Origin of the sequence: Nonomuraea sp. NPDC049695, from assembly GCF_040674955.1 — a bacterium.
Lineage (GTDB): Bacteria > Actinomycetota > Actinomycetes > Streptosporangiales > Streptosporangiaceae > Nonomuraea > Nonomuraea helvata.
In genome coordinates this window covers 49,687-68,996 of record NZ_JBFANV010000012.1, presented here as the reverse complement: position 1 = coordinate 68,996, position 19,310 = coordinate 49,687, and the positions used below count along the sequence as shown (strand labels likewise).

Annotated in this window: 15 protein-coding genes; 7 read left to right on the top strand and 8 right to left on the bottom strand. The window is 71.9% G+C overall.

The genetic code is table 11. The features are described 5' to 3' along the window. Positions 1 to 245 precede the first annotated feature (245 nt). The 3 genes from AB0J64_RS13655 (at position 246) to AB0J64_RS13645 (ending at position 5,116) form a co-directional block, all read left to right on the top strand. Complete coding sequence (locus AB0J64_RS13655) at positions 246 to 3,290, top strand: BTAD domain-containing putative transcriptional regulator (protein ID WP_364025486.1); 3,045 nt, start codon at positions 246 to 248, stop codon at positions 3,288 to 3,290. A gap of 77 nt (positions 3,291 to 3,367) precedes the next feature. Beyond that, on the top strand, positions 3,368 to 4,510 hold the full coding sequence (locus AB0J64_RS13650) for an FAD-dependent monooxygenase (protein WP_364025483.1): 1,143 nt from the start codon (positions 3,368 to 3,370) through the stop codon (positions 4,508 to 4,510). Positions 4,511 to 4,543: 33 nt separating this feature from the next. Next, a complete protein-coding gene (locus AB0J64_RS13645) occupies positions 4,544 to 5,116 on the top strand; it encodes a hypothetical protein (protein ID WP_364025480.1) in 573 nt (190 codons plus the stop codon). On the opposite strand, the gene AB0J64_RS13640 is transcribed toward AB0J64_RS13645, so the two are convergent. Beyond that, entirely contained in the window at positions 5,106 to 5,921 is an 816-nt protein-coding gene (locus AB0J64_RS13640; protein ID WP_364025477.1) for an SAM-dependent methyltransferase, read from the bottom strand. The genes AB0J64_RS13645 and AB0J64_RS13640 overlap by 11 nt on opposite strands. Positions 5,922 to 6,064: 143 nt before the next feature. Beyond that, positions 6,065 to 7,024, bottom strand: coding sequence for a nitronate monooxygenase (locus tag AB0J64_RS13635; protein ID WP_364025474.1), 960 nt, complete (start codon positions 7,022 to 7,024; stop codon positions 6,065 to 6,067). Positions 7,025 to 7,176: 152 nt separating this feature from the next. On the opposite strand from AB0J64_RS13635, the gene AB0J64_RS13630 reads away from it, so the two are divergent. After that, positions 7,177 to 7,362, top strand: a complete 186-nt coding sequence (locus AB0J64_RS13630) for a hypothetical protein (protein ID WP_345000866.1) — start codon at positions 7,177 to 7,179, stop codon at positions 7,360 to 7,362. Between the two features lie 75 nt (positions 7,363 to 7,437). Here AB0J64_RS13630 and AB0J64_RS13625 read toward each other — a convergent pair whose 3' ends face one another. Next, complete coding sequence (locus tag AB0J64_RS13625) at positions 7,438 to 8,538, bottom strand: serine hydrolase domain-containing protein (protein ID WP_364025471.1); 1,101 nt, start codon at positions 8,536 to 8,538, stop codon at positions 7,438 to 7,440. A 100-nt stretch (positions 8,539 to 8,638) separates the two neighbouring features. Between AB0J64_RS13625 and AB0J64_RS13620 the strand changes: the two genes are divergently transcribed. After that, positions 8,639 to 9,283: a TetR/AcrR family transcriptional regulator gene (locus AB0J64_RS13620; protein ID WP_364025468.1), complete on the top strand. Its 645-nt coding sequence runs from the start codon at positions 8,639 to 8,641 to the stop codon at positions 9,281 to 9,283. On the opposite strand, the gene AB0J64_RS13615 is transcribed toward AB0J64_RS13620, so the two are convergent. Further along, a complete protein-coding gene (locus AB0J64_RS13615) occupies positions 9,264 to 10,064 on the bottom strand; it encodes an N-acetylmuramoyl-L-alanine amidase (protein WP_364025465.1) in 801 nt (266 codons plus the stop codon). The two genes, AB0J64_RS13620 and AB0J64_RS13615, sit on opposite strands and share 20 nt — an antisense overlap. A gap of 68 nt (positions 10,065 to 10,132) precedes the next feature. Next, complete coding sequence (locus AB0J64_RS13610) at positions 10,133 to 13,384, bottom strand: BTAD domain-containing putative transcriptional regulator (RefSeq protein ID WP_364025462.1); 3,252 nt, start codon at positions 13,382 to 13,384, stop codon at positions 10,133 to 10,135. Between the two features lie 172 nt (positions 13,385 to 13,556). On the opposite strand from AB0J64_RS13610, the gene AB0J64_RS13605 reads away from it, so the two are divergent. Then, entirely contained in the window at positions 13,557 to 14,042 is a 486-nt protein-coding gene (locus AB0J64_RS13605) for a hypothetical protein (RefSeq protein ID WP_364025459.1), read from the top strand. A gap of 30 nt (positions 14,043 to 14,072) precedes the next feature. On the opposite strand, the gene AB0J64_RS13600 is transcribed toward AB0J64_RS13605, so the two are convergent. Genes AB0J64_RS13600 through AB0J64_RS13590 form a run of 3 tightly spaced genes read right to left on the bottom strand, consistent with a single transcriptional unit; the run spans position 14,073 to position 16,799 of the window. Further along, positions 14,073 to 14,669: a GNAT family N-acetyltransferase gene (locus AB0J64_RS13600; RefSeq protein ID WP_364025456.1), complete on the bottom strand. Its 597-nt coding sequence runs from the start codon at positions 14,667 to 14,669 to the stop codon at positions 14,073 to 14,075. 4 nt (positions 14,670 to 14,673) lie between these two features. Then, entirely contained in the window at positions 14,674 to 16,146 is a 1,473-nt protein-coding gene (locus AB0J64_RS13595) for an APC family permease (RefSeq protein ID WP_364025453.1), read from the bottom strand. Between the two features lie 20 nt (positions 16,147 to 16,166). Beyond that, positions 16,167 to 16,799, bottom strand: coding sequence for a GPP34 family phosphoprotein (locus tag AB0J64_RS13590; RefSeq protein WP_364025450.1), 633 nt, complete (start codon positions 16,797 to 16,799; stop codon positions 16,167 to 16,169). Positions 16,800 to 17,050: 251 nt separating this feature from the next. Here AB0J64_RS13590 and AB0J64_RS13585 point away from each other — a divergent pair, with 251 nt between their 5' ends. Beyond that, positions 17,051 to 19,258, top strand: coding sequence for a glycoside hydrolase family 9 protein (locus tag AB0J64_RS13585; protein WP_364025447.1), 2,208 nt, complete (start codon positions 17,051 to 17,053; stop codon positions 19,256 to 19,258). Positions 19,259 to 19,310 lie beyond the last annotated feature (52 nt).

Below are 19,310 nucleotides of genomic sequence, written 5' to 3'. Positions count from 1 at the left end.
GCTCCTTTCGACGTTCTCCCTCGGGGGTCGGCACGCTTCGTGAGCGCACGACGGCCCGCGCGCCGCACGGGGATCGCCTCGGCGGCGGGACTTGCGGGGAGATTGGGGGGTGGGAAGCTAGCAGTACTGTTGCGCCTTGATGCCGCGACGCTAAACGGTCACTCCCGACTGGGAAATACGTATATGCATCGGTAGGTATACCGATAATTCCGTTTTTAGAGGTCAGTTGGGGGACAATCGGGGGCGTGCAGTTCGGCATCCTGGGCCCGCTCCTGGTGCGCTCCCCCGACGGCGACCCTCTGACCATCGGCGGCCCGCGTCCGCGTGCCCTGCTCGCGTTGCTCCTGATCGACGCCGGGCGGATGGTGAGCGTCGAGCGCCTCATCGACGGCCAGTACGGCGACCGGCCGCCCGCGGAGGCCGGCAACGCCATCCAGGCGCAGATCTCCCGGCTCAGGCGGAGCCTGCCCGCCGGTCTGATCGAGTTCCACGGGGCGGGGTACCGGCTGGCGGTCGCGCCGGACGACGTGGACGCGCACCGGTTCGAGCGGCTGTCCCGCGAGGGACGCAGGCTGCTGGCGGCCGGCCGTTTCCCGGGGGCCGCCTCCTCGCTCAGGGAGGCTCTCGACCTGTGGCGGGGACCGGCCCTCGCGGACGTGGCCGACGCGCCGTTCGCGGGACCGCAGGCGCTCCGCCTGGAGGAGCTCCGCCTGTCCGCCGTGGAGGACCTGATGGAGGCCGAGCTGGGCCTGCCGGAGGGCAGCCCGGTGGCCGCGCTCCAGGACCTGGTGGCCGCGCATCCGCTGCGCGAGCGGCCGCGCGGGCTGCTCATGCGCGCGCTGGAGGCGGCGGGGCGGCCGTCCGAGGCGCTCGCGGTCTTCGACGAGACGCGCCGCCTGCTCGCCGACGAGCTCGGCACCGACCCCTCGCCCGAGCTGGCCGACCTGCACCTGGCGATCCTGCGCGCCGACCGGCACCAGGTCCGGCGGGTCGCGCCCCCGGCCCAGCTGAACCGGCTCGTCGGGCGGGAGGAGGAGCTCGCGCGGCTGGCCGCTCTGCGCGGCGCCCGCCTGGTGACGCTGGTCGGCCCCGGCGGCATCGGCAAGACCCGCCTGTCCATCGAGACCGCCACCCGTGACGACCGGGAGGCATGCTTCGTGGACCTGTCCCTGGTGGAAGGGACCGGGCAGGTGGCCGGAGCGGTGCTTGCGGCGCTCGGGTTGCGCGAGTCGGCGCTGCGCGGGCTCCCCGACCCCACGGAACGCCTGCTGGCCGCGCTGGCCGAGCAGGACCTCCTCCTCGTCCTGGACAACTGCGAGCACGTGCTCTCCGAGGTCGCCGCGCTGGCCCGCCGCCTCCTCGCCGCCTCCCCCGGCCTGACGGTCATCGCCACGAGCAGGGAGCCCCTGGGCATCACCGGCGAGCACCTGGTCCCGCTGGCGCCCCTGCCCACCGACCCGGCCGTCAAGCTGTTCGCCGAACGGGCGGCGGCCGTGCGGCAGGGGTTCGCGGTCGGGCCCGGCAACCTGGACGCCGTCCTCCGGATCTGCGCGGCGCTGGACGGCGTGCCCCTGGCCATCGAGCTGGCGGCGGCCCGGACCCGTACCTTCGGGGTGGAAGAGATCGCCACCCGGCTGGCCGAGCACGACCGGTTCAGGCTCCTCTCGCGCGGTGACCGTACCGCGCCTATGCGCCACCAGACGCTGCACGCGGTCGTGGAGTGGAGCTGGAGCCTGCTCGACGCCGAGGAGCAGGCGCTGGCCAGGAGGTTCTCCGTGTTCGCCGGAGGCGCGAGCCTGGAGGCGGTGGAACGGGTCTGCGGACCCGACAGCGCCGAGCCGCTGGCCGACCTGGTGGACAAGTCGCTGGTCGAGACGGACGGCGAGCGCTATCACATGCTCGACACCATCCGCCTGTTCTGCGCGGAGCGCCTGGCGGAGGCGGGCGAGGAGGAACGGCTGAGGGCGGCCCACGCCGCCTGGTTCCTGGAGTTCGCGTACCGCGCCGACGGCCATCTCTACAGCGCCGAGCAGCTCCAGTGGCTGGCCCTACTCTCGGCCGACAACGCCAACCTGCAGGCGGCGCTGCGGTGGAGCGTGGAGCACGACAGGCCGACGGCGACGCGGCTGGTGGGGGCGCTGGCCATGTACTGGTGGCTGAGCGGGCGGCGGGGCCAGGCGACCGAGCATGCCCAGCGGCTCCTTGACGCGATAGGACCCGAGCCGGCGGAAGAGTACGTGCTGGTGGTGCTGCACGCCGTACCCGACACCGGGTCGCCGCACTGGAAGCAGGCCCGGGCGGTCCTCCACGCGATCGACCGGCCGATGCGGTGCCGGTTCGGGCCGGCGCTGTGGGGGATGCTCGCCGGGCCGCCCGAGCCCGGGGAGCCGGTGTCCGGGCATGTGATGGGGCCCGATCCGTGGAGCAGGGCGCTCGATCGGCTCAGCGGCGCACTGCTGGCGCTGATGGGCGGCGGTGTCGCGGGTGCGGAACGCGAGCTGGAGTCGATGCTCGCCGAGTTCGGCGCGCTGGGCGAGCGCTGGGGGATGACGCAGGGACTCGACCTGCTCGGATTGATCGCGAGCTGGCGCGGTGAGTGGGGCCGCGCCATGGGGCTGTGGCAGGAGGGGGTCCGCCTGCTCGAAGAGCTGGGGGCGCTGGAGGAGCTGGCGGACGTGCTGATCCGGCGGGCCGAGGCGCACTGGCGGGCCGGGGACCTCCGGGCCGCCCGCGCCGACTGCGAGCGGGCAGAGGATCTGGCGCGCCGGCTCGGACGGCCCGAGCTGATGGCGCACGTACGTCTACGGCAGGGCGAGATCGCCCGCCACGAGGGCGACCTGGCGGAGGCGTCCCGTCACCTGGACGCCGCGCTCGCCGCCTCCGGGATCGACCTGTTCAAGGCGCACGGGGCCAGGTCGCACGTGCTGACGGCGCTCGGCCGCCTGGCCGAGGCGAGCGGGGACGCCGGCGAGGCCGCGCGCAGGCACGCGGAGGCCGTGGACCTGGCGGTGAGGTCGCCGCTGACCATCGACCTCGCCTGCGCCGCGGAGGGCCTGGCGGGCCGGTGGCTGCTGGACGGCGCGGCGGCGGAGGACGGGGATCCGGCGGAGCGGGCCGCGCTGCTGCTCGGCGTGGGCGTGGCGCTACGGGGCATGGCCGTCGCCGGGGATCGGGACGTCGCCAGGATCGCCGCCGCCGCCACGGAGGTACTCGGGCCGGACGGGTTCGCGGCGGCGTTCTCCAAGGGCGCCTCGATGAGCAGGGACGACGCGCTCGCCGTCCTGGGGTAGGGGGCGCTGACAGGTCCGGGCGCGGCTGTCAGCCGGTGGTCTCCCCGCTGTCAGCGCCGCCCGTGAAGCTACGGGGCATGAAGAACACCAACGTCCTCGTCTCCGGCGCCAGCATCGGCGGTCCCGCCCTCGCTCACTGGCTCACCCGCTACGGCTTCAACGTCACCGTCGTCGAGAAGGCCCCGGCCCTCCGCCTGGGCGGGCAGGCGGTCGACTTCAAGGGCGAGACCCACCGCACCGTCCTGACCCGCATGGGGATACTCGAGGACGTCAAGGCGCTCCAGACCGGCGGCGCCGACCAGGAGATCGTCGACGCGAACGGCCACAGCCTGGCGGTCATCCCCGGCGAGTTCACCGGCGGCGACATCGAGATCAGGCGCGGCGACCTGACCCGGCTCCTGTACGAGAAGACGGCGCCGTACTGCGAGTACATCTTCGGCGACTCGATCACCTCTCTGACCGAGACCCCCAGCGGCGTCCACGTCACCTTCGAGCGCTCCGCCCCCCGCACGTTCGACCTGGTCGTCGGGGCGGACGGGATCCACTCCAACGTCCGCCGCCTCGCCTTCGGCCCGGAGTCCGACTACGTCAAGTTCCTCGGCCACTACTACGCCCTGGTCGACGTGCCCGCCGCCTTCGGCGCGGTGCCGAGGATGTACAACGAGCCCGGCAGGATGGCCGCCGTGGGCGGCCCGAAGGCGCCCGCGTTCTTCGTCTTCGCCTCCGAGCGCCTCGACTACGACCGGTACGACATGCGGCAGCAGAAGGACATCCTGGCCCGCGCCTACGCGGGCATGGGCTGGAAGGTCCCGGCGGTCATGGAGGAGGTGCGCCGCTCCCAGGACGTCTATCTCGACTCCATCAGCAAGGTCGCGATCGACCGCTACAGCCAGGGACGCGTGGTGCTGCTCGGCGACTCCGCGTACGGCAACACCCTGGGCGGCTTCGGCACGGGCCTGGCCATGGTCGGCGCGTACGTGCTCGCGGGCGAACTGGCCTCGGCCGGCGGCGATCATCGCGTGGCCTTCGCACAGTACGAGACGCAGATGCGCGGGTACGCCAAGGTGGCTGACAGCGGCAACGCCGGCCCCTTCCTCGCCCCCGGCACCCCGGCCAGGCTCCGGATGCGCAACTGGATGTTCAAGTACAGCTTCCTGCTCGGTCTGATGATGAAGCTGACCGACAAGTTCGCGACCGACATCACGCTCAAGAGCTACTGAACCTTTCTCACCCTGGTCGCATCCAACCTCCACATGAACAAGATTCAGCGGCTCGCCGCTCTGTCCGCCCTCCCCGTCGCCGCGGCTCTGGTGGCGCTCCCGGCCCAGGCCGCGGAGCGCCCCACCTGCCCCACCCCGACCCAGGCGGACGTCAAGCAGTCGTCCGACAGCAAGGTCGACCAGCCGCCCAGGGGCGCCACCGCCATCAGGGGCGTCCGCGTCAACCACATCCCGAAGGGCTTCACGTACGGCGGAGTCCTCGTCAGCAAGCACCACGGCATCACCGAGTACAGCTACCAGTGGGGGGACGACCGTCCCAACGCGGACCCCAAGCAGCGGTCGCTGTGGGTCAGGGTGGTGTGCTGGTCGAAGGCGAGCAAGCTGGCCCAGCTCAAGAACGGGCCGTTCGACATGGGGACGTTCTCCGGCGACACGAAGACCGTGAAGATCGGCAATCGTCAGGTGCTCACCCAGGAGGGCGACGGCGCGCTGGGCGACGGCCGGTACGCGGGCTGGGTCGAGCGCAAGGGAGTCGTCGTCACCGTGATGGCCAGCACGCCCCTCGTACCCGAGCTGGCGAAGATCATCGAGGGCATCAAGCTCTGAGCCGGCCGACCCCGCCCTCGATGCGGAGCCGCGACATGTCGTCCAGCAGGGGGATGTGGGGCTCCTCGCCGAGGTGCCAGTCCTGGACCGGCACCAGGCCGGGCCCGATCAACTCGAACCCGTCGAAGAGCCGCAGCACCTCCTCCCGCGTCCTGAACCGCGCCTGCGCGGGGGTGCCGGCCGTCGCCTTCGTGAGCTGGGCGATGGCCTCGGGGTCGCTCTCCGCCATCGCGTGGGTGAGCACCAGGTGACTGCCCGGCGCCATGCGCTCCCTGAACGCGGCCACGATGCCCTCGGGATCCTCCTCGTCCATCACGTAGTGCAGCACGCCGACCAGCAGCACGCACACCGGCCGGCCGAAGTCGATCAGGTCACTGACATGGGGGTCGGCCAGCACGTCCGCCGGACGGCGCAGATCGGCCTGGATGCTGGCGACGCCGGGCGAGTCGGCCAGCAGCACCTGGGCGTGCAGCCGCACCACCGGGTCGTAGTCGACGTAGACCACCCGGCAGGAGGAGTCCACGGAGCGGACGGTCTCGTGGATGCTGGGCGAGGTCGGGATGCCGGTGCCCAGGTCGATGAACTGCCGCACGCCCTGCTGCGCCAGATGACGGACGGCCTCGACCTGGAACCTGCGGTTCGCCCTGGCCACCATGCGTGTTTCCGGGGCCACCGCGAGCAGGCTCTCGGCCACGGCCCGATCGACCGCGACATGGTCCTTGCCGCCGAGCAGATAGTCGTACACCCGAGCGGAGCTGGGAACAGTCGGGTCCACGCCAGGCGGAACGCGTTCTAGCTCGGTCACGGGGGGGCCGTCTCCTTCTGCGCGCACGACTCGAGCGCCATACTACTCGCCGCTCAGCCGCCAGACGCTTGAATAAGGCGAAGAACGCTCCAAACGGAACGGAAGCCGAAACAGAACACGTTCTCGTTTATTGCGACGGCAGGTCAGGCGTCGGGAGCCGTGAAGCGGGTCAGGAGCCGCTCGGCGGCGGCGAAGTCGGCCACCACGTCGGCCGCCGTGCGCCGCTCGCGCACCATCCCCACTCCCTGCCCCGCGTAAATGTAGGCGGTGTCGAAGTCCCCCTCGCGCCGCGCCTCCTCCAGCCGGGCGCGAGCGGAGTCGTCCGCGGCCAGCTCGTCCTCCCGGCCCGCCCAACGGTCGAAGAACTCGTTACGCAGCGCCCGCCCGCCGTACTCCGGCGGCCACCCGAGGCGCTGCGCGATGTCGAAGACCCGGCCGTACGCGGTGCCCGTCTCCTCCGCGGCCAGCAACCGGTCACCGGCCGCCGCGGAGAGCGCGGTCTCCACGCACCCCATGAACGCCGTGCCCACCCACGCCCCGGCGGCGCCGGCGGCCAGCACGGCGGCGAGCCCGCGCGCGTTCGCGATGCCGCCCGCCGCGAGCACCGGGATCCGCACCGCGTCGAGGACGCTCTGCAGCAGCGGCAGGGTGCCCACCTCGTCGCGCCCGTGCCCGCCGGCCTCGGCCCCGCGCGCCACCACCGCGTCCACCCCGGCCTGCTCGGCGGCGCGGGCCTCGTCGGTGGTGCCCGCCTGGGTGACGACCGTGATGCCCGCCTGCCGGAGCTCCTCGACGTAGCGCGCGTACGGCCCGAAGCTCACGGAGACCATCGCGGGGCGGAGCTCGAGCACGGCGTCGAACTGGGCCGGGTTGCCGGGCAGCGCCCAGGCCATGAGCCCGATCCCGTACGGTCCGCCGCCCGCGACGGCGGCCTCCTTCGCGATCCACTCCCCCGTGACAGCGGCGGACGCCCCGATCACACCCAGTGCCCCGGCCTCGGAGATCGCGGCGGCCAGCCGGCCCGCGCCCACGCCCGCCATCGGGGCGCCCACCACCGGCACCTTCAGGCCGAACCGATCAGTAAGCCAGGTGTGCAAGATCACTACCTCCGTAACCCCTGCTGAAGCCAGTCTTCCATGACCATTCCTACCCAGGGACGGAATTTGAGCCGGATGACCGATGCGCTCATGACACACACCTGTGCATCCTGGTGGGGAACGGATTCCGTTCCGCAGCTGAGAGGAGTCACGAGGGCATGGACAACGCGGCAGGCCGCCCGACCGTGATCTTGGATAATGGCGTGGTCGGCAGGGTCATGCTGGCTCATCCGTCCAGGCGCGATCTCGTGCTCGTGCTCGGCATGGACGGCACCTTGCTGAGCTGCCAGCTCGACGACATCGCCTGCGTGGTGGGCGGCAAACCGCTCTGCCGCGACGGCTGACGCCGACGGCGGTCAGTGGTGACCGTCCCTTGAAGGGACGGGCGCGACGGCCCCTTGAAGAGGGGCGGGAGCTCGTCAGGCGGCTTTGATGATGGCGCTGATCAGGGAGACGGCCGCGAAGTCGTTGGTGAGCCGGTTCTTCGTGAGGGCGAACGCGGTGCCGGTCGCCGTGTCGGCCCAGGCCGCGCTGCCGCCCGCGCCCGGCACCCCGAAGACCGTCGGGGTCGCCTCGGCCGTCGAGTCGGGGGCGCCGATGCCGTACCCGAGCCCCCAGGCCGAAGGCATGCCGAACACCTCGTCGATCCCGCTGGAGGCCACCGCCGTCGCCTCGCGGAGCCGTTCGGGCGAGATCAGCCGCGTCCCGTCCACCTCGCCGAGCAGCGCCGCGTACATCCGCGCGATGGCCCTGGCCGAGGTCTTGCCGCCCGCGGGGATGTCGGCGGACAGGTAGTCGGGCCGGTTGCCCAGGTCGGCGGTCGGCATCAGGCTCATCGGCCCCGCCTTGAACATCGGCAGGTCAGCCGGCATCTCACCCCACGCCGACATGTCCACCGGCGCGTCCTCCAGCCTGGCCAGCCGGGCGTGCTCCTTCTCCGGCATCCCGAAGTAGAGCTCGTCGGCCACGCCCAGCGGCCCCGCCACGTCCTCGAGCAGCACCTGCGAGATGGGCTTGCCGGTGACCCGGCGGACGATCTCGCCGACCAGGAACCCGAACGTGTACGCGTGGTAGCCCATCTTGGTGCCCGGCTCCCACCACAGCTCGGCGTCCTCCAGCGCGGCGACCATCTTGTCCCAGTCGCAGACGTCCTCGGGCGTCGTGTCGAGCGGCACGCCGGGCACGCCCGCCGTGTGCGACAGCACATGCCGTACGGTCACGCCCTGCTTGCCGTGCCGCCCGAACTCCGGCCACAGCTCCACCACCGGCGTGTCATAACCGAACAGCCCTCTCTCGGCAAGGATGTGCGCGACGGTGGCGGTGGCGCCCTTGCCGATCGAGTAGTTGTAGAAGGGCGTGCCGGACGTCACGGGCCGCCCGGTCCCGGGGTCGGCCACACCTGCCACCACGTCCACGACCTGAACGCCGTCTCGATAGACGGCCACCTGGAGCCCGCGTTCGTCACCTGACTCCACGAGCCTGTCCGCGGCTTCCTGCACCTGCTTCTGAAGATCACTCATAGTCTCTGTCCTTGTCCAGCTCGGGAACTAGACGGTACAGTACTGACATCAGTACGGAACTGTCTAGTACTCTTTTCTGTCGGAGCGCGAAAGGGTGGTCATGGCACCGGAAGAGGACGGCCGCACGGCACGCAAGCGCAGGCAGATCATGGACGCGGCGCGGCCGGTCTTCCTGCGCAACGGCTACGTGGGCGCGAGCATGGACGAGGTGGCGGCGCTGGCGGCGGTCTCGAAGCAGACCGTCTACAAGCACTTCACCGACAAGGAGCAGCTGTTCACCAGCATCATCCTCGACACGACGGCCCAGGTGGGCGGGCTGGCCAAGATGATCGCGGCGGCCCTCGACGACAGCCACGACCTGGAGAAGGACCTCGGCGAGCTGGCCCGCCAGTTTCTCGACGCGCTCATGCGGCCGGACGTGCTCCGCCTGCGGCGGCTGATCATCGCCGAGGCCGACCGCTTCCCCGATCTCGGCCGGACCTGGTACCAGCAGGGCTTCGAGCGCTCGCTGAAGACCCTGGCCGCCGCCTTCGAACGCCTCGCGGAGCGCGGGCTGCTCCGCCTGGACGACCCCCAGCTGACCGCCGAGCACTTCGTGGGCCTGCTGCTGTGGATCCCGGTGAACAAGGTCATGTTCTGGGGAGGCGGCGACCACTACACGGAAGCCGACCTGGAGCGGCTCTCCGAGGCCGCCGTCGCGGCGTTCCTGCGCGCGTACGGGGCCGCTAGCTCAGGTACTTCCTGAGCCCGCCGGCCAGTGCCTTGGCCATCCGCTCGCGGAAGGCGGGGTCGGACATCTTGGCGGCGTCCCCTCGGTTGCGCATGTTGCCGCACTCGATGAACACCGCAGGTCGCGTGGAGAGGTTGAGCCCGCCCAGGTCGGTGCGGGTCTGCAGCCCGTCCGTGCCGGTGTAGGTGGAGTACGGGAGCCCCGTGCCGGCGTGGTAGGCGTTCCTGACGGCCACGCCGAGCCGGCGCGACGGCTTGATGATCGCGTCGTTGTGACCCTCGACCAGCCCCGGCATGATCACGTGGAAGCCGTGCCCGCCCGGCGCGGCGCCGTCGCCGTGGATCGACAGGACCGCGTCCGCCCTGGCCTCGTTGCCGATGGCGGCCCGCTCGGTGACGCACGGGCCGACGCCTTTGTCGTTGGGCCGGGTGAACACGACCTTGGCGCCCATCTTCTCCAGGATCGGCTTGAGCCTCCTGGCGACGTCCCAGGTGAACGCGTGCTCGGGGTATCCGGCATCGGTCTCGGTGCCCGTCGTGTTGCACGCCTTCCTGCCGGTGATGATGTCGACCTGGCGGTTGATCTCTTTGGGGTGCGCGGCGTTCCCGCCGTTGTGGCCGGGATCGATCACGACGATCTTGCCGGCCAGCGCCTGCCCGTGCTGCTCCGTGGGCTCTGGGCTGTCGGACGGCGACGCGGGCAGCGCCGCCTCCGGCGCGCTGGGCGTGGCACCACCGCACGCGGCCAGTGCGGCCAGCGTGGCGAACGCCACGAATCCGGTCCGGTACGCGTGCATGGTCCCGACCGTACCCGGTGCCGCCCGGCAACCCCAATACCTCGTATGACCTGCGCTTTCGCGTCGAACTAGGTGGCCAGCCACGCTGCCCGTTGATGGTCGTACGGCGTGGCGAGGCGTTCCGCGGCGGCCATGGCCTGCGCTGCCGCCCTCCTCGCCGCCTTCTCCCTGCCCGCCGCGGCCAGCACGAGGGCGCGGGACCAGCCGATGCGGGCCGCGGCCCCGGGGTGCCGCGCCAGGTACGCGGCCAGGTGGGCGTGGAGCTGCCGCGTCGTCGCCCGGTCCGGCCGGGGGTCGAGCGACCAGAGCAGCTCGGCCAGCCCTGTCCAGCACTCCAGCATCCCGCGCTGCGCCGACGGCAACCCCCGCGCCAGCCCTAGCGCCCGCGCCAACGCGTCGCGCGCCGCACTCCGGCCGGTGTCAGCGGCGCGAAGGTCCAGTCGTGCGGATGCCGTGATGAGGCGCATCTCCTGGATCGCCCGCGTGACCGGCCCGTCCCGCAGGCCCAGCTCCTTCTCGTACGTGCGGCGGCGGTCCGTGGACGCGCGGGCGGCCGCCAGCACCTCCGCGATCCGTTCCGGAGCCACTCCGTCCATCCGCAGCAGCGCCTCGGCCCGGCCGGTCAGGCACCAGTGGCGGCCGATGTCGTCTCCGCCCACCCGGCGGACCGCCAGCTCCTCCGTCTCGGCGAACAGGTCCGCCGCCGCCGCGAAGTCCCCCTGCCACAGGGCGGTCTCCGCGAGCATGCCGGCGCAGTTCTCCGCCATCCGGGGGTCCAGGGTCCTGGCCCGGCCCTCGGCGAAGGACTGCCGGGCTCTCTCGAACGCGCCCGCATGGAGCTGGTCGAGCCCCCTGGCCAGCCTGGCGCGGTTCGCGGCGTCCGTGGGGTGCCGGATCTCGGCCAGGGCGGTGTCGGAGAGCGCGCCGTAGCGGCGGGCGACGCGGTGGCGGCCGGCTATGCGGGCGATCGTGGCGAAGTTCGCGTACGCCTCGGCTCGCAACGAGGGGTCGGTCGTCCGTTCGGCGGCGTTGAGCTGGCGGAGCGAGGCGGCCAGCATCGTGGGCAGGTCCTGCTCGTGGTAGGCGAGCCTGGCCAGCAGAGCGAGCGCCTGCGCGGCCTCCGTCCCGGCCGCGTCCGAGAGGCGGGAGGGCACGACGCGGTGAACGGCCTGCCGTGCGGCGGCGGTCAGCGTGGCGGTGGCGAGGCCGGTCGGTGAGGCGGGGAGCGGCTCGCCGAGGGCGTCGAGCGCGGCCCTGGCGAACTGCGTGGCCTCCGCCACCCTGGCCAGTTGGTACGCGCTCACCCCCGCCATCCGCAGCCAGCGGGCACGCAGGTGCGGCGCCTGCGCTCCACGCGCGAGGTGGCGCCGGACGATGGCCGCCGACTCCTCATAGAGGCGTAACCGCAGGCAGAGCGTCCAGTAGCGATCGAGGAACCGCGGCTCGCCCGACGTCGCCCAGGCCAGGCGGATGTTGTCCGTCTCCGCCCCGAGCACGCGGGTCACCTCCGTGTCCGAAGCGTCGTGGAGGGCGGGTGCGTGGTGGTCGAGCAGCCCGGCGAAGTGGGCGGCGTGCCGCTCGCGTACGGACCGGTGAGCCGCAGGGTCCTCGCGCAGGTGCGCGGCGGCGAACTGCTGGATGAGCGGGTGGAGGGCGTACCGGCCGGACGGGGTGAGGTGGATCATGCTCTGGTCAACCAGGCGGACCAGCACCTGCGGGGTGGTCGCGGCCACCTCCAAGGCCGAGCGCAACGTGCACCCGCCCCCGAACACCGACAGCGCGGCCAGCGCCGACCGGCAGGCCGGGTCCAGCAGACGCCAGGAGGTGTCGAACACCGTACGCATGCCGGCGTGCCGTGGTCTGGCGGCGGGTCCGGCGGTGGAGAGCAGGGCACCGGGGTCGGCGCTCAGGCGCCGGGCCAGCTCCGCGCACGGTATGGCGCGCAGCAGACCGGCCGCGAGTTCGACGGCCAGCGGGAGTCCACCGGTGACGGCGCAGATCGCGGCCACGTCGGCGGCCTCGCGGTCCGCGTCGAACGACGGTTGCGCCCTGAGCGCCCGCGCGGTGAACAGCGCCTCGGCGGCCGGTCCCGGCAGCCCCTCCACCTGGACGATCGCCTGGCCGGGCAGGTCCGGGCGGCGCCTGCTCGTCGCCACGATCCGCACCGCAGAGGCCGTGCGGAGGATCTCGCCGATGACCCGGTCGAAGGCCGGGAGGTGGTCGAGGTTGTCGAACACGAGAAGGGTCGCGCGGTGGGCGAGGGCCGCGAGGAGGAGTTCCGTGGCGGGGCGCGGCGGCGAGAGGTCCACGCCGAGGCGGCGGGCCAGCGTGGTGACGGCCGCCTCGGGCCGCACACCCGCGAAGGACACGAACGCGACATCCCGCCCGCAACCCGCCAGCACCCCACCGTCCCCCCGGGCCGGGTGGGGGCCGGGGGCGCTCGACGCGGCGGCGATGGCGAGGCGGGTCTTGCCGATCCCGCCCGGTCCCAGCAGGGTGACCAGGCGCTCGCGGGCCATCAGCGCGCGCAGGCGCCGGACGTCGGCGTCCCTGCCGATCAGCTCCGTGCCGGGCACGGGCAGCGCCACGCGCGGGGTGGGCAGCGCCCTGGGCACGAGCTGCCGCCTGACCTCCAGGGTCTCCGGCGCGGGTTCGACGCCCAACTCGGCGGTCAGCCGGCGGCGTAGCTCGTCGTAGCAGGTCAGGGCCGCCGCCCGGTTGCCCGCGCCGGCCAGGGCCCGCATCAGCAGCCGATGCGCCTCCTCGTCGTACGGATCGAGCCCGGCCACGATGCGCGCCAGCCGTACCACGTCCTCAGAGGAGCCGGAGGAGCCGGAGGACCCGGAGGCGCAGGAGGCGTCCGAGTGGACGAGCAGCCCGCGCAGCAGCAGCCGCACCCGCCGGCGCTCCGAGTCCAGCCAGTCGGCGAAGCCCGGCGCGTCACCGAAGGAGACGCCGTCCAGGAAGTCGCCGCGCCACAGCCGCAGCGCCTCCGCCACCGTCGGCGCCTGGGTGAGACGCCGGTGGTCCACGAAGCAGGCGTGGTCGGCGCGGAGGCTCACGTGTTCGCGGGTGATGTCGAGCCAGCCGCCCACCTCCTTGCGCAGCTCGGACAGCGCGAGCCGCAGGCTGCCCCGGGCGTTGACGTCGGGGCGCTCGCCCCACAGCAGCGCGGCCAGCTCGGCGCGCGGGCGTGGGCCCGGCGCGGCGGCCAGGTAGCAGAGCAGCGCCCGGGTCTTGGCGGAACGGATGCCCACGGGCGCCCCTCCCACGGCCAGGTCGGGCGTCCCCAGCAGGAGCAGGGTCAGCGAGTCTCCCATGGACCCAGGAGAGTAGGCGCGCAGCTGGCGCACCGCTGTGGAAAAAGGCGCGGATGGCGCGTGCCGTACATGACTGACCTGGGCTTTAACGATGCGCTCACGATGCCCGCCGCAGCCTGATGCCGCGCTTCGCGAGGGCCGCGAGGCGTACCGACATCAAGGAGAAGACAGCATGCGCTCTCACAAGCTGATCGCCGGGCTCGCACTGGCCACCGGTCTCGCCGCGCCGGCGGCGCTGGCCGCGATCCCGGCGCAGGCCGCGCCCGCGTCATGCCGCGTGGACCTGCACAAGATCGTGGCCAACAACGTGGCGGAGCGGGACGGGAAGGACGAGCTCCGCTTCAAGGTGGACGGGAACCTGTTCCCGAAGTTCGGCGACAAGTTCCACACCATGAAGAGCGGTGACTCGGCGGACGGCGCCGACTTCGGCAACCCGACCACGCTCCTCGTCCTGGACAGCGGGAACGTGCGCTTCAACCTGCGCGAGGTCACCCCGCCCATCGTGGGGGAGGGCGACAGCCTCGGCTCGGCGACGGCGTACGAGTCCACCTGCCGGGGGCTCTCCACCGGCCAGCACGCCGACGACGTGTCCATCATCTCGGGCACTGACGAGACGAAGTACACCTACACGGTCACGCTCCGGCAGACCCGCCAGTAACCACCACCGTGGGAAGGCCCCGCGGCGGGGCTACCCGTCCGCGGGCCGCCACATCGGCCAGAACAGGGTCCCGTCCGGCAGCGCGAACGGCTCCCGCGCCCGGTAGCCGTGGCGCGCGTACAGGTCGCGGTTGCGCGGGTCGCTGGCCTCCAGGTACGCGGGCACGCCGCCCAGCCGGGCGTGCTGGTGCCGCAGCAGCGCCGAACCGAGCCCCTGGTTCTGGTAGCTCGGGTGGACCGCCAGGAAGGCCAGGTGGTGGTACGGCTGCGCGGGATGGTTCGCCGCGAACAGCGCGTCGAGCACCCGGAAGCGCTCGGCCCAATGGCCCGTGGCCTCGGCCAGCCGCCGGTCGTAGTCGGGCGGCTCGGGCAACGGCGCGGTGTGGGGGAACCAGACCGCGACCGCGGACCCGTCGTCGACGAGGTGGATCTCGCCGTGCTCGACGGCGTGGTCGACGAGGATCCGGAAGTTGGCGGTCATCACCTGGTGACGTTCCCTGCGGACGGGCACGAGGTAGTGGATCGCCCTCAGTCCGGAGAACGCGGTCGCGATGAGCTCCGCCACCCTCCCCGCGTCGTCGGCCGTCGCCGGCCGGATGACCGGCCGCATCGTCCAGGATTCTGCCATCGTGTCACACCCCATCCCGGATCGCCGCCTTGGCGCCCATTCCCACCAGGGAGTAAACGGCGGGCTGTCCGGCGCGAAGTACCAGAGCCCACACCACCCCGATCACCGCGGCCACGCCGTACACCGTGGGCAGGATCCACGCCAGCGGATCGCCCTCGGGCACGCCGAGCAGCGCCCCGAAGTTCTCCACGGCCAGCCACACCATCACGGCCAGCGCCAGGGCGGCGGGCACGGGCGCGGCGACCCGCCGCGAGAACGTCTCGCCGCTCGGCTCCCTCGCGAAGAAGACGATGATCGCGATGCTCGTCACGAAGACCAGCAGCAGCACGCCGAACCCGCCGAACGAGCCGCCGTAGAAGAAGAGCTGCACCAGCGGATCGAGCCCCAGCAGCGCGTAGGCCAGGATGACGACCAGCCCCAACACGCTCTGGGCGATCGAGCCCGCCTTGGGGGCCCCGCTGCGCGCCCTCGTCCTGCCGAAGGCCGACGGGAGCACCCGTTCCCGCCCGAGCGCGAAGAAGTAGCGGGCGGTGGTGTTGTGGAACGAGATCATCGCCGCGAAGAGGCTGGTCACGAAGAGCACCCGGGCGACGTCCACCACGGCGCCGCCCAGGTGCGCGCCGGCGAGCTGGAAGATGGTGTCGGCCTGGTCGCGCCTGGCCGTGGCCACGATGTTCGCGGGTCCGGTGGCGACCGTCATCGCCCACGACGACAGCGCGTACACGACCGCGATGATCGCCACCGCCGAGTACGTGGCCAGCGGCACGGTACGGCGCGGCTCCCGGCTCTCCTCCGAGAACACCACGGACGACTCGAACCCGACGAACCCCAGCGTCGCGATCACCAGCAGCGCCCCCACGCCGGGCGCGAACAGCGCGCTCGGTGACAGCGTCTCCGCCGAGAACCCGGAGGTCGCCGGGTTGGCCAGGTCCGCGAGGTCGAACAGCAGGATGACCGCCACCTCCGCGGTCAGCAGCACGGCGAGCAGGCGTCCGTTGACGTCCACCCGCATCATGCCCAGGGCCGCGACCAGGGCCCAGGCGACCAGCGAGATGATCCACCAGGGCGGCGTGACGCCCAGCCACCGTTCGATCAGCGGCGTGGCCGCCGTCCCGAACGCGCCGTACAGGCCGACCTGCAGAGCGTTGTACGCGATCAACGCCACCCAGGCGGCCGCGATGCCCGCGGGCCGGCCCAGGCCGCGGCTGATGTAGGTGTAGAACGCGCCGGCGTTCGCCATGTGCCGGGCCATCGCCACGTACCCGACCGCGAAGACCGCCAGCACCACCCCGACCACCAGGAACGCGATGGGCAGCCCGGTGATCCCGGTGACCGCGTACGCGGTGGTGACCACCCCGGCGACGACGGTGAGCGGTGCGGCGGCGGAGAGCACGAAGTAGACGACCGAGGGCGCGCCGAGCCGGTCGGCGGCGAGCGCGCCGGCGATCGGGTCGGGCCCGGTCTTCACAAGACGCATCGATTTCCTTCCGGAGGGGATCAGGTGCGATAGGTCAGTACGGCGTCGCCGACCGCGGCGCTCACCTGGCGGCTCAGGTCGCCCAGCGGCTGGGGGATCGCCTCCTGCAGCCGGGCGAGGTACTGGCGGGCCAGCCGCCGGTCGGCGGGGTCGTCGAGCACGGTGTCGGTCATGTCGCAGGCGTCCACCAGCGTGGCCAGCGCCATGTCCTGCGGCGACAGCGGCTCCCAGCGGACCAGCGCCAGCCGTAGCCGGGTGGCGGGCCACATGGCCTTGCTGAAGTCGGTGGAGAAAAAGCGATGTTGTTTGCGTTTGAGCAGTTTCGGGGTTTCGCGCTCCAGCAGCCCGGTCGCCACCAGCCGCCCGCTCACGTCGTCCACCGAACGCCGCGCGAGGTACGCCAGCCACGTACGCACGTCGGTATGGTGCGGCGAATTGCCGATATCGGCCAGCGCCTTGTCGGCCACGTTCTCCATGACCTGCCGCGGATCGACCACGGTGAGCCGCATGCCCCGCACGGTGACCCTCTGGTGCAGCACCAGCTCGCCGATCAGGGCTCCGGCCAGGCCGAGCGCGATGCCCTGGACGTGCAGACGGGGCCGGCCCGAACCGGTCGTGTCCCACGAGACGAGAAAGAAATCATCGGCAAGCACCTTGAATCGGTCCGCTCACTATCACCTTTAAAGGACAACCGTCAGGCGACCGGGCGTGGTCACCAGCCGCAATTTCTACCAAGAACATCATCGCCCGGGTAGGCCCATTTCCGACGAGTTCGAAAAATGACGATATTAACGATGAAATCGTCATTTATCCGCATTGCTTGCGGGCGTTGACGAGGCGGCGATGAGACAGGAGGATCAGATGGCTCCGCCTCTTGGGAGCGCTCCCACCCCGAAGGACCTCCATGCCCCGAAGCCGGGCCGCCATACTGGCCCTCCTCACCATGGTCGCCCTGTCCCCCGCCCCCACAGCGCAGGCGGACGAGGGTCCCGAGCAGATCGTCAACGGCACCTTCGACACCGGCACCGCCCCCTGGTGGAGCACCGGCAACCTCACCCTGGCGGTGGACGCCGGCCGGCTCTGCGCCGACATCCCCGGCGGCACCACCAACCCCTGGGACGTCATCATCGGCCAGAACGACCTCCCGCTGGTGGCGGGCGACACGTACGCGTACCGGTTCAGCGCGTCGGCGAGCGCCGCCAAGGTCGGCAAGGCGCTGATCCAGCTCCCGGTGGACCCGTGGACGCAGTATCTGTCGGCCAATCCGGAGCTCAGCGTCTCCGGCAACGACTACTCCTACACCTTCACCGCCCCCGTGTCGCTGCCCAACGCCCAGGTCGCCTTCCAGCTGGGCGGCAGCGCCGAGCCGTGGCGGTTCTGCCTGGACGACGTCTCGCTCAAGGGCGGCGCGGAGCCCGAGACGTACGAGCCGGACACCGGACCGCGCGTCCGCGTGAACATGGTCGGCTACCTCCCGCAGGGCCCCAAGAAGGCCACCGTGGTCACCACCGCGACCACGGCGCTCGACTGGGAGCTCAAGAACGCCGCCAACCAGACGGTCGCCAGGGGCAGAACCACCCCCAGAGGCGTGGACGCCAGCTCCGGCCAGAACGTGCACACCCTCGACTTCGGCTCCTACCGCAGGCCGGGCAGGGGTTACACGCTGACGGCGGACGGCGAGACGAGCAGGCCGTTCGACATCGCCGCCGACATCTACGACCAGCTCCCCACGGACGCGCTGAAGTTCTACTACACCCAGCGCAGCGGCATCGAGATCCTCGACCGGCTCAGGCCGGGCTACGCCAGGCCCGCCGGGCACGTCGGCGTGGCGCCGAACCAGGGCGACGTGAGCGTCCCGTGCCAGCCCGGCGTCTGCGACTACTCGCTGAACGTCAAGGGCGGCTGGTACGACGCCGGCGACCACGGCAAGTACGTCGTCAACGGCGGCATCTCGGTCTACCAGCTCATGGCCGCGTACGAACGGGACAGGTCCGCCTTCAAGGACGGCCGGTTGAACATCCCGGAGAGCGGCAACGGCACGCCGGACATCCTGGACGAGGCCCGCTGGGAGCAGGAGTTCCTGCTGAGCATGCAGGTGCCGGAGGGCAAGCCGTACGCGGGGATGGCGCACCACAAGATCCACGACCAGAACTGGACGGGTCTGCCGCTGCTGCCGCACCTGGACCCGCAGCTCCGCGAGTTGCACCCCACCTCGACGGCCGCCACCCTCAACCTGGCCGCGACGGCGGCGCAGGCGGCCAGGCTGTTCGCCCGGTACGACCCGGCGTTCGCCGCCAGGAACCTCAGAGCGGCCCGCAGGGCGTGGGCGGCCGCCAAGGCCAACCCGGCCAGGTATGCCGACCCGAACGACGGCACCGGCGGCGGCGCCTACAACGACAACGACGTGAGCGACGAGTTCTACTGGGCGGCGGCGGAGCTGTACATCACGACCGGCGGGAAGGAGTTCAAGGACTTCCTGCTGGCCTCCCCGCACCACACCGGCGACATCTGGCGCGACAGGGGCTTCGACTGGGGCAACACCGCCCAGCTCGGCCGCCTCGACCTGGCCACCGTGCCCAACGGCCTCCCCGACCGGGCGCGGGTGCGGCGGTCCGTGGTCGAGGGGGCGGAGAAGTATCTGGCGATCCAGCGGGCGCACCCGTACGGGCTGCCGTACAACCCGCCGGACTTCGACTGGGGCTCGAACAACCTGGTGCTGAACAACCTGGTCGTCCTCGCCACGGCCTACGACCTGACCGGGCACGAGAAGTACCGGGCGGCCGTCCGCGAGGGCATGGACTACCTCCTCGGCCGCAACGCGCTCAACCAGTCGTACGTGACCGGCTACGGCGAGGTGGCCTCGCACAACCAGCACAGCCGCTGGTACGCGCACCAGCTCGACCCCGCGCTGCCCAACCCGCCGCGCGGCACGCTGGCCGGCGGCCCCAACTCCGGCATCCAGGACCCGCTCGCGCAGCGGCTGCTCAAGGGCTGCAAGCCCCAGTTCTGCTACATCGACGACATCGAGTCCTGGGCCACGAACGAGCTGACCATCAACTGGAACTCCCCGCTGGCCTGGGTCTCCGCGTTCCTGGCGGACAAGGGCAGATGATCACGAGGGCCCGGCGTTGCGGACGCTCCGTTCAACGGAATACTGTCTGCGC

What these genes read in the sequence shown, in the direction of transcription:
- AB0J64_RS13630 (WP_345000866.1), top strand. Translation starts at nt 7,177, where the DNA reads ATGGACAACGCGGCAGGCCGCCCGACCGTGATCTTGGATAATGGCGTG.
- AB0J64_RS13615 (WP_364025465.1), bottom strand. Translation starts at nt 10,064, where the DNA reads ATGCACGCGTACCGGACCGGATTCGTGGCGTTCGCCACGCTGGCCGCA.
- AB0J64_RS13625 (WP_364025471.1), bottom strand. Translation starts at nt 8,538, where the DNA reads ATGAGTGATCTTCAGAAGCAGGTGCAGGAAGCCGCGGACAGGCTCGTG.
- AB0J64_RS13605 (WP_364025459.1), top strand. Translation starts at nt 13,557, where the DNA reads ATGCGCTCTCACAAGCTGATCGCCGGGCTCGCACTGGCCACCGGTCTC.
- AB0J64_RS13645 (WP_364025480.1), top strand. Translation starts at nt 4,544, where the DNA reads ATGAACAAGATTCAGCGGCTCGCCGCTCTGTCCGCCCTCCCCGTCGCC.
- AB0J64_RS13610 (WP_364025462.1), bottom strand. Translation starts at nt 13,384, where the DNA reads ATGGGAGACTCGCTGACCCTGCTCCTGCTGGGGACGCCCGACCTGGCC.
- AB0J64_RS13585 (WP_364025447.1), top strand. Translation starts at nt 17,051, where the DNA reads ATGCCCCGAAGCCGGGCCGCCATACTGGCCCTCCTCACCATGGTCGCC.
- AB0J64_RS13600 (WP_364025456.1), bottom strand. Translation starts at nt 14,669, where the DNA reads ATGGCAGAATCCTGGACGATGCGGCCGGTCATCCGGCCGGCGACGGCC.
- AB0J64_RS13620 (WP_364025468.1), top strand. Translation starts at nt 8,639, where the DNA reads ATGGCACCGGAAGAGGACGGCCGCACGGCACGCAAGCGCAGGCAGATC.
- AB0J64_RS13650 (WP_364025483.1), top strand. Translation starts at nt 3,368, where the DNA reads ATGAAGAACACCAACGTCCTCGTCTCCGGCGCCAGCATCGGCGGTCCC.
- AB0J64_RS13595 (WP_364025453.1), bottom strand. Translation starts at nt 16,146, where the DNA reads ATGCGTCTTGTGAAGACCGGGCCCGACCCGATCGCCGGCGCGCTCGCC.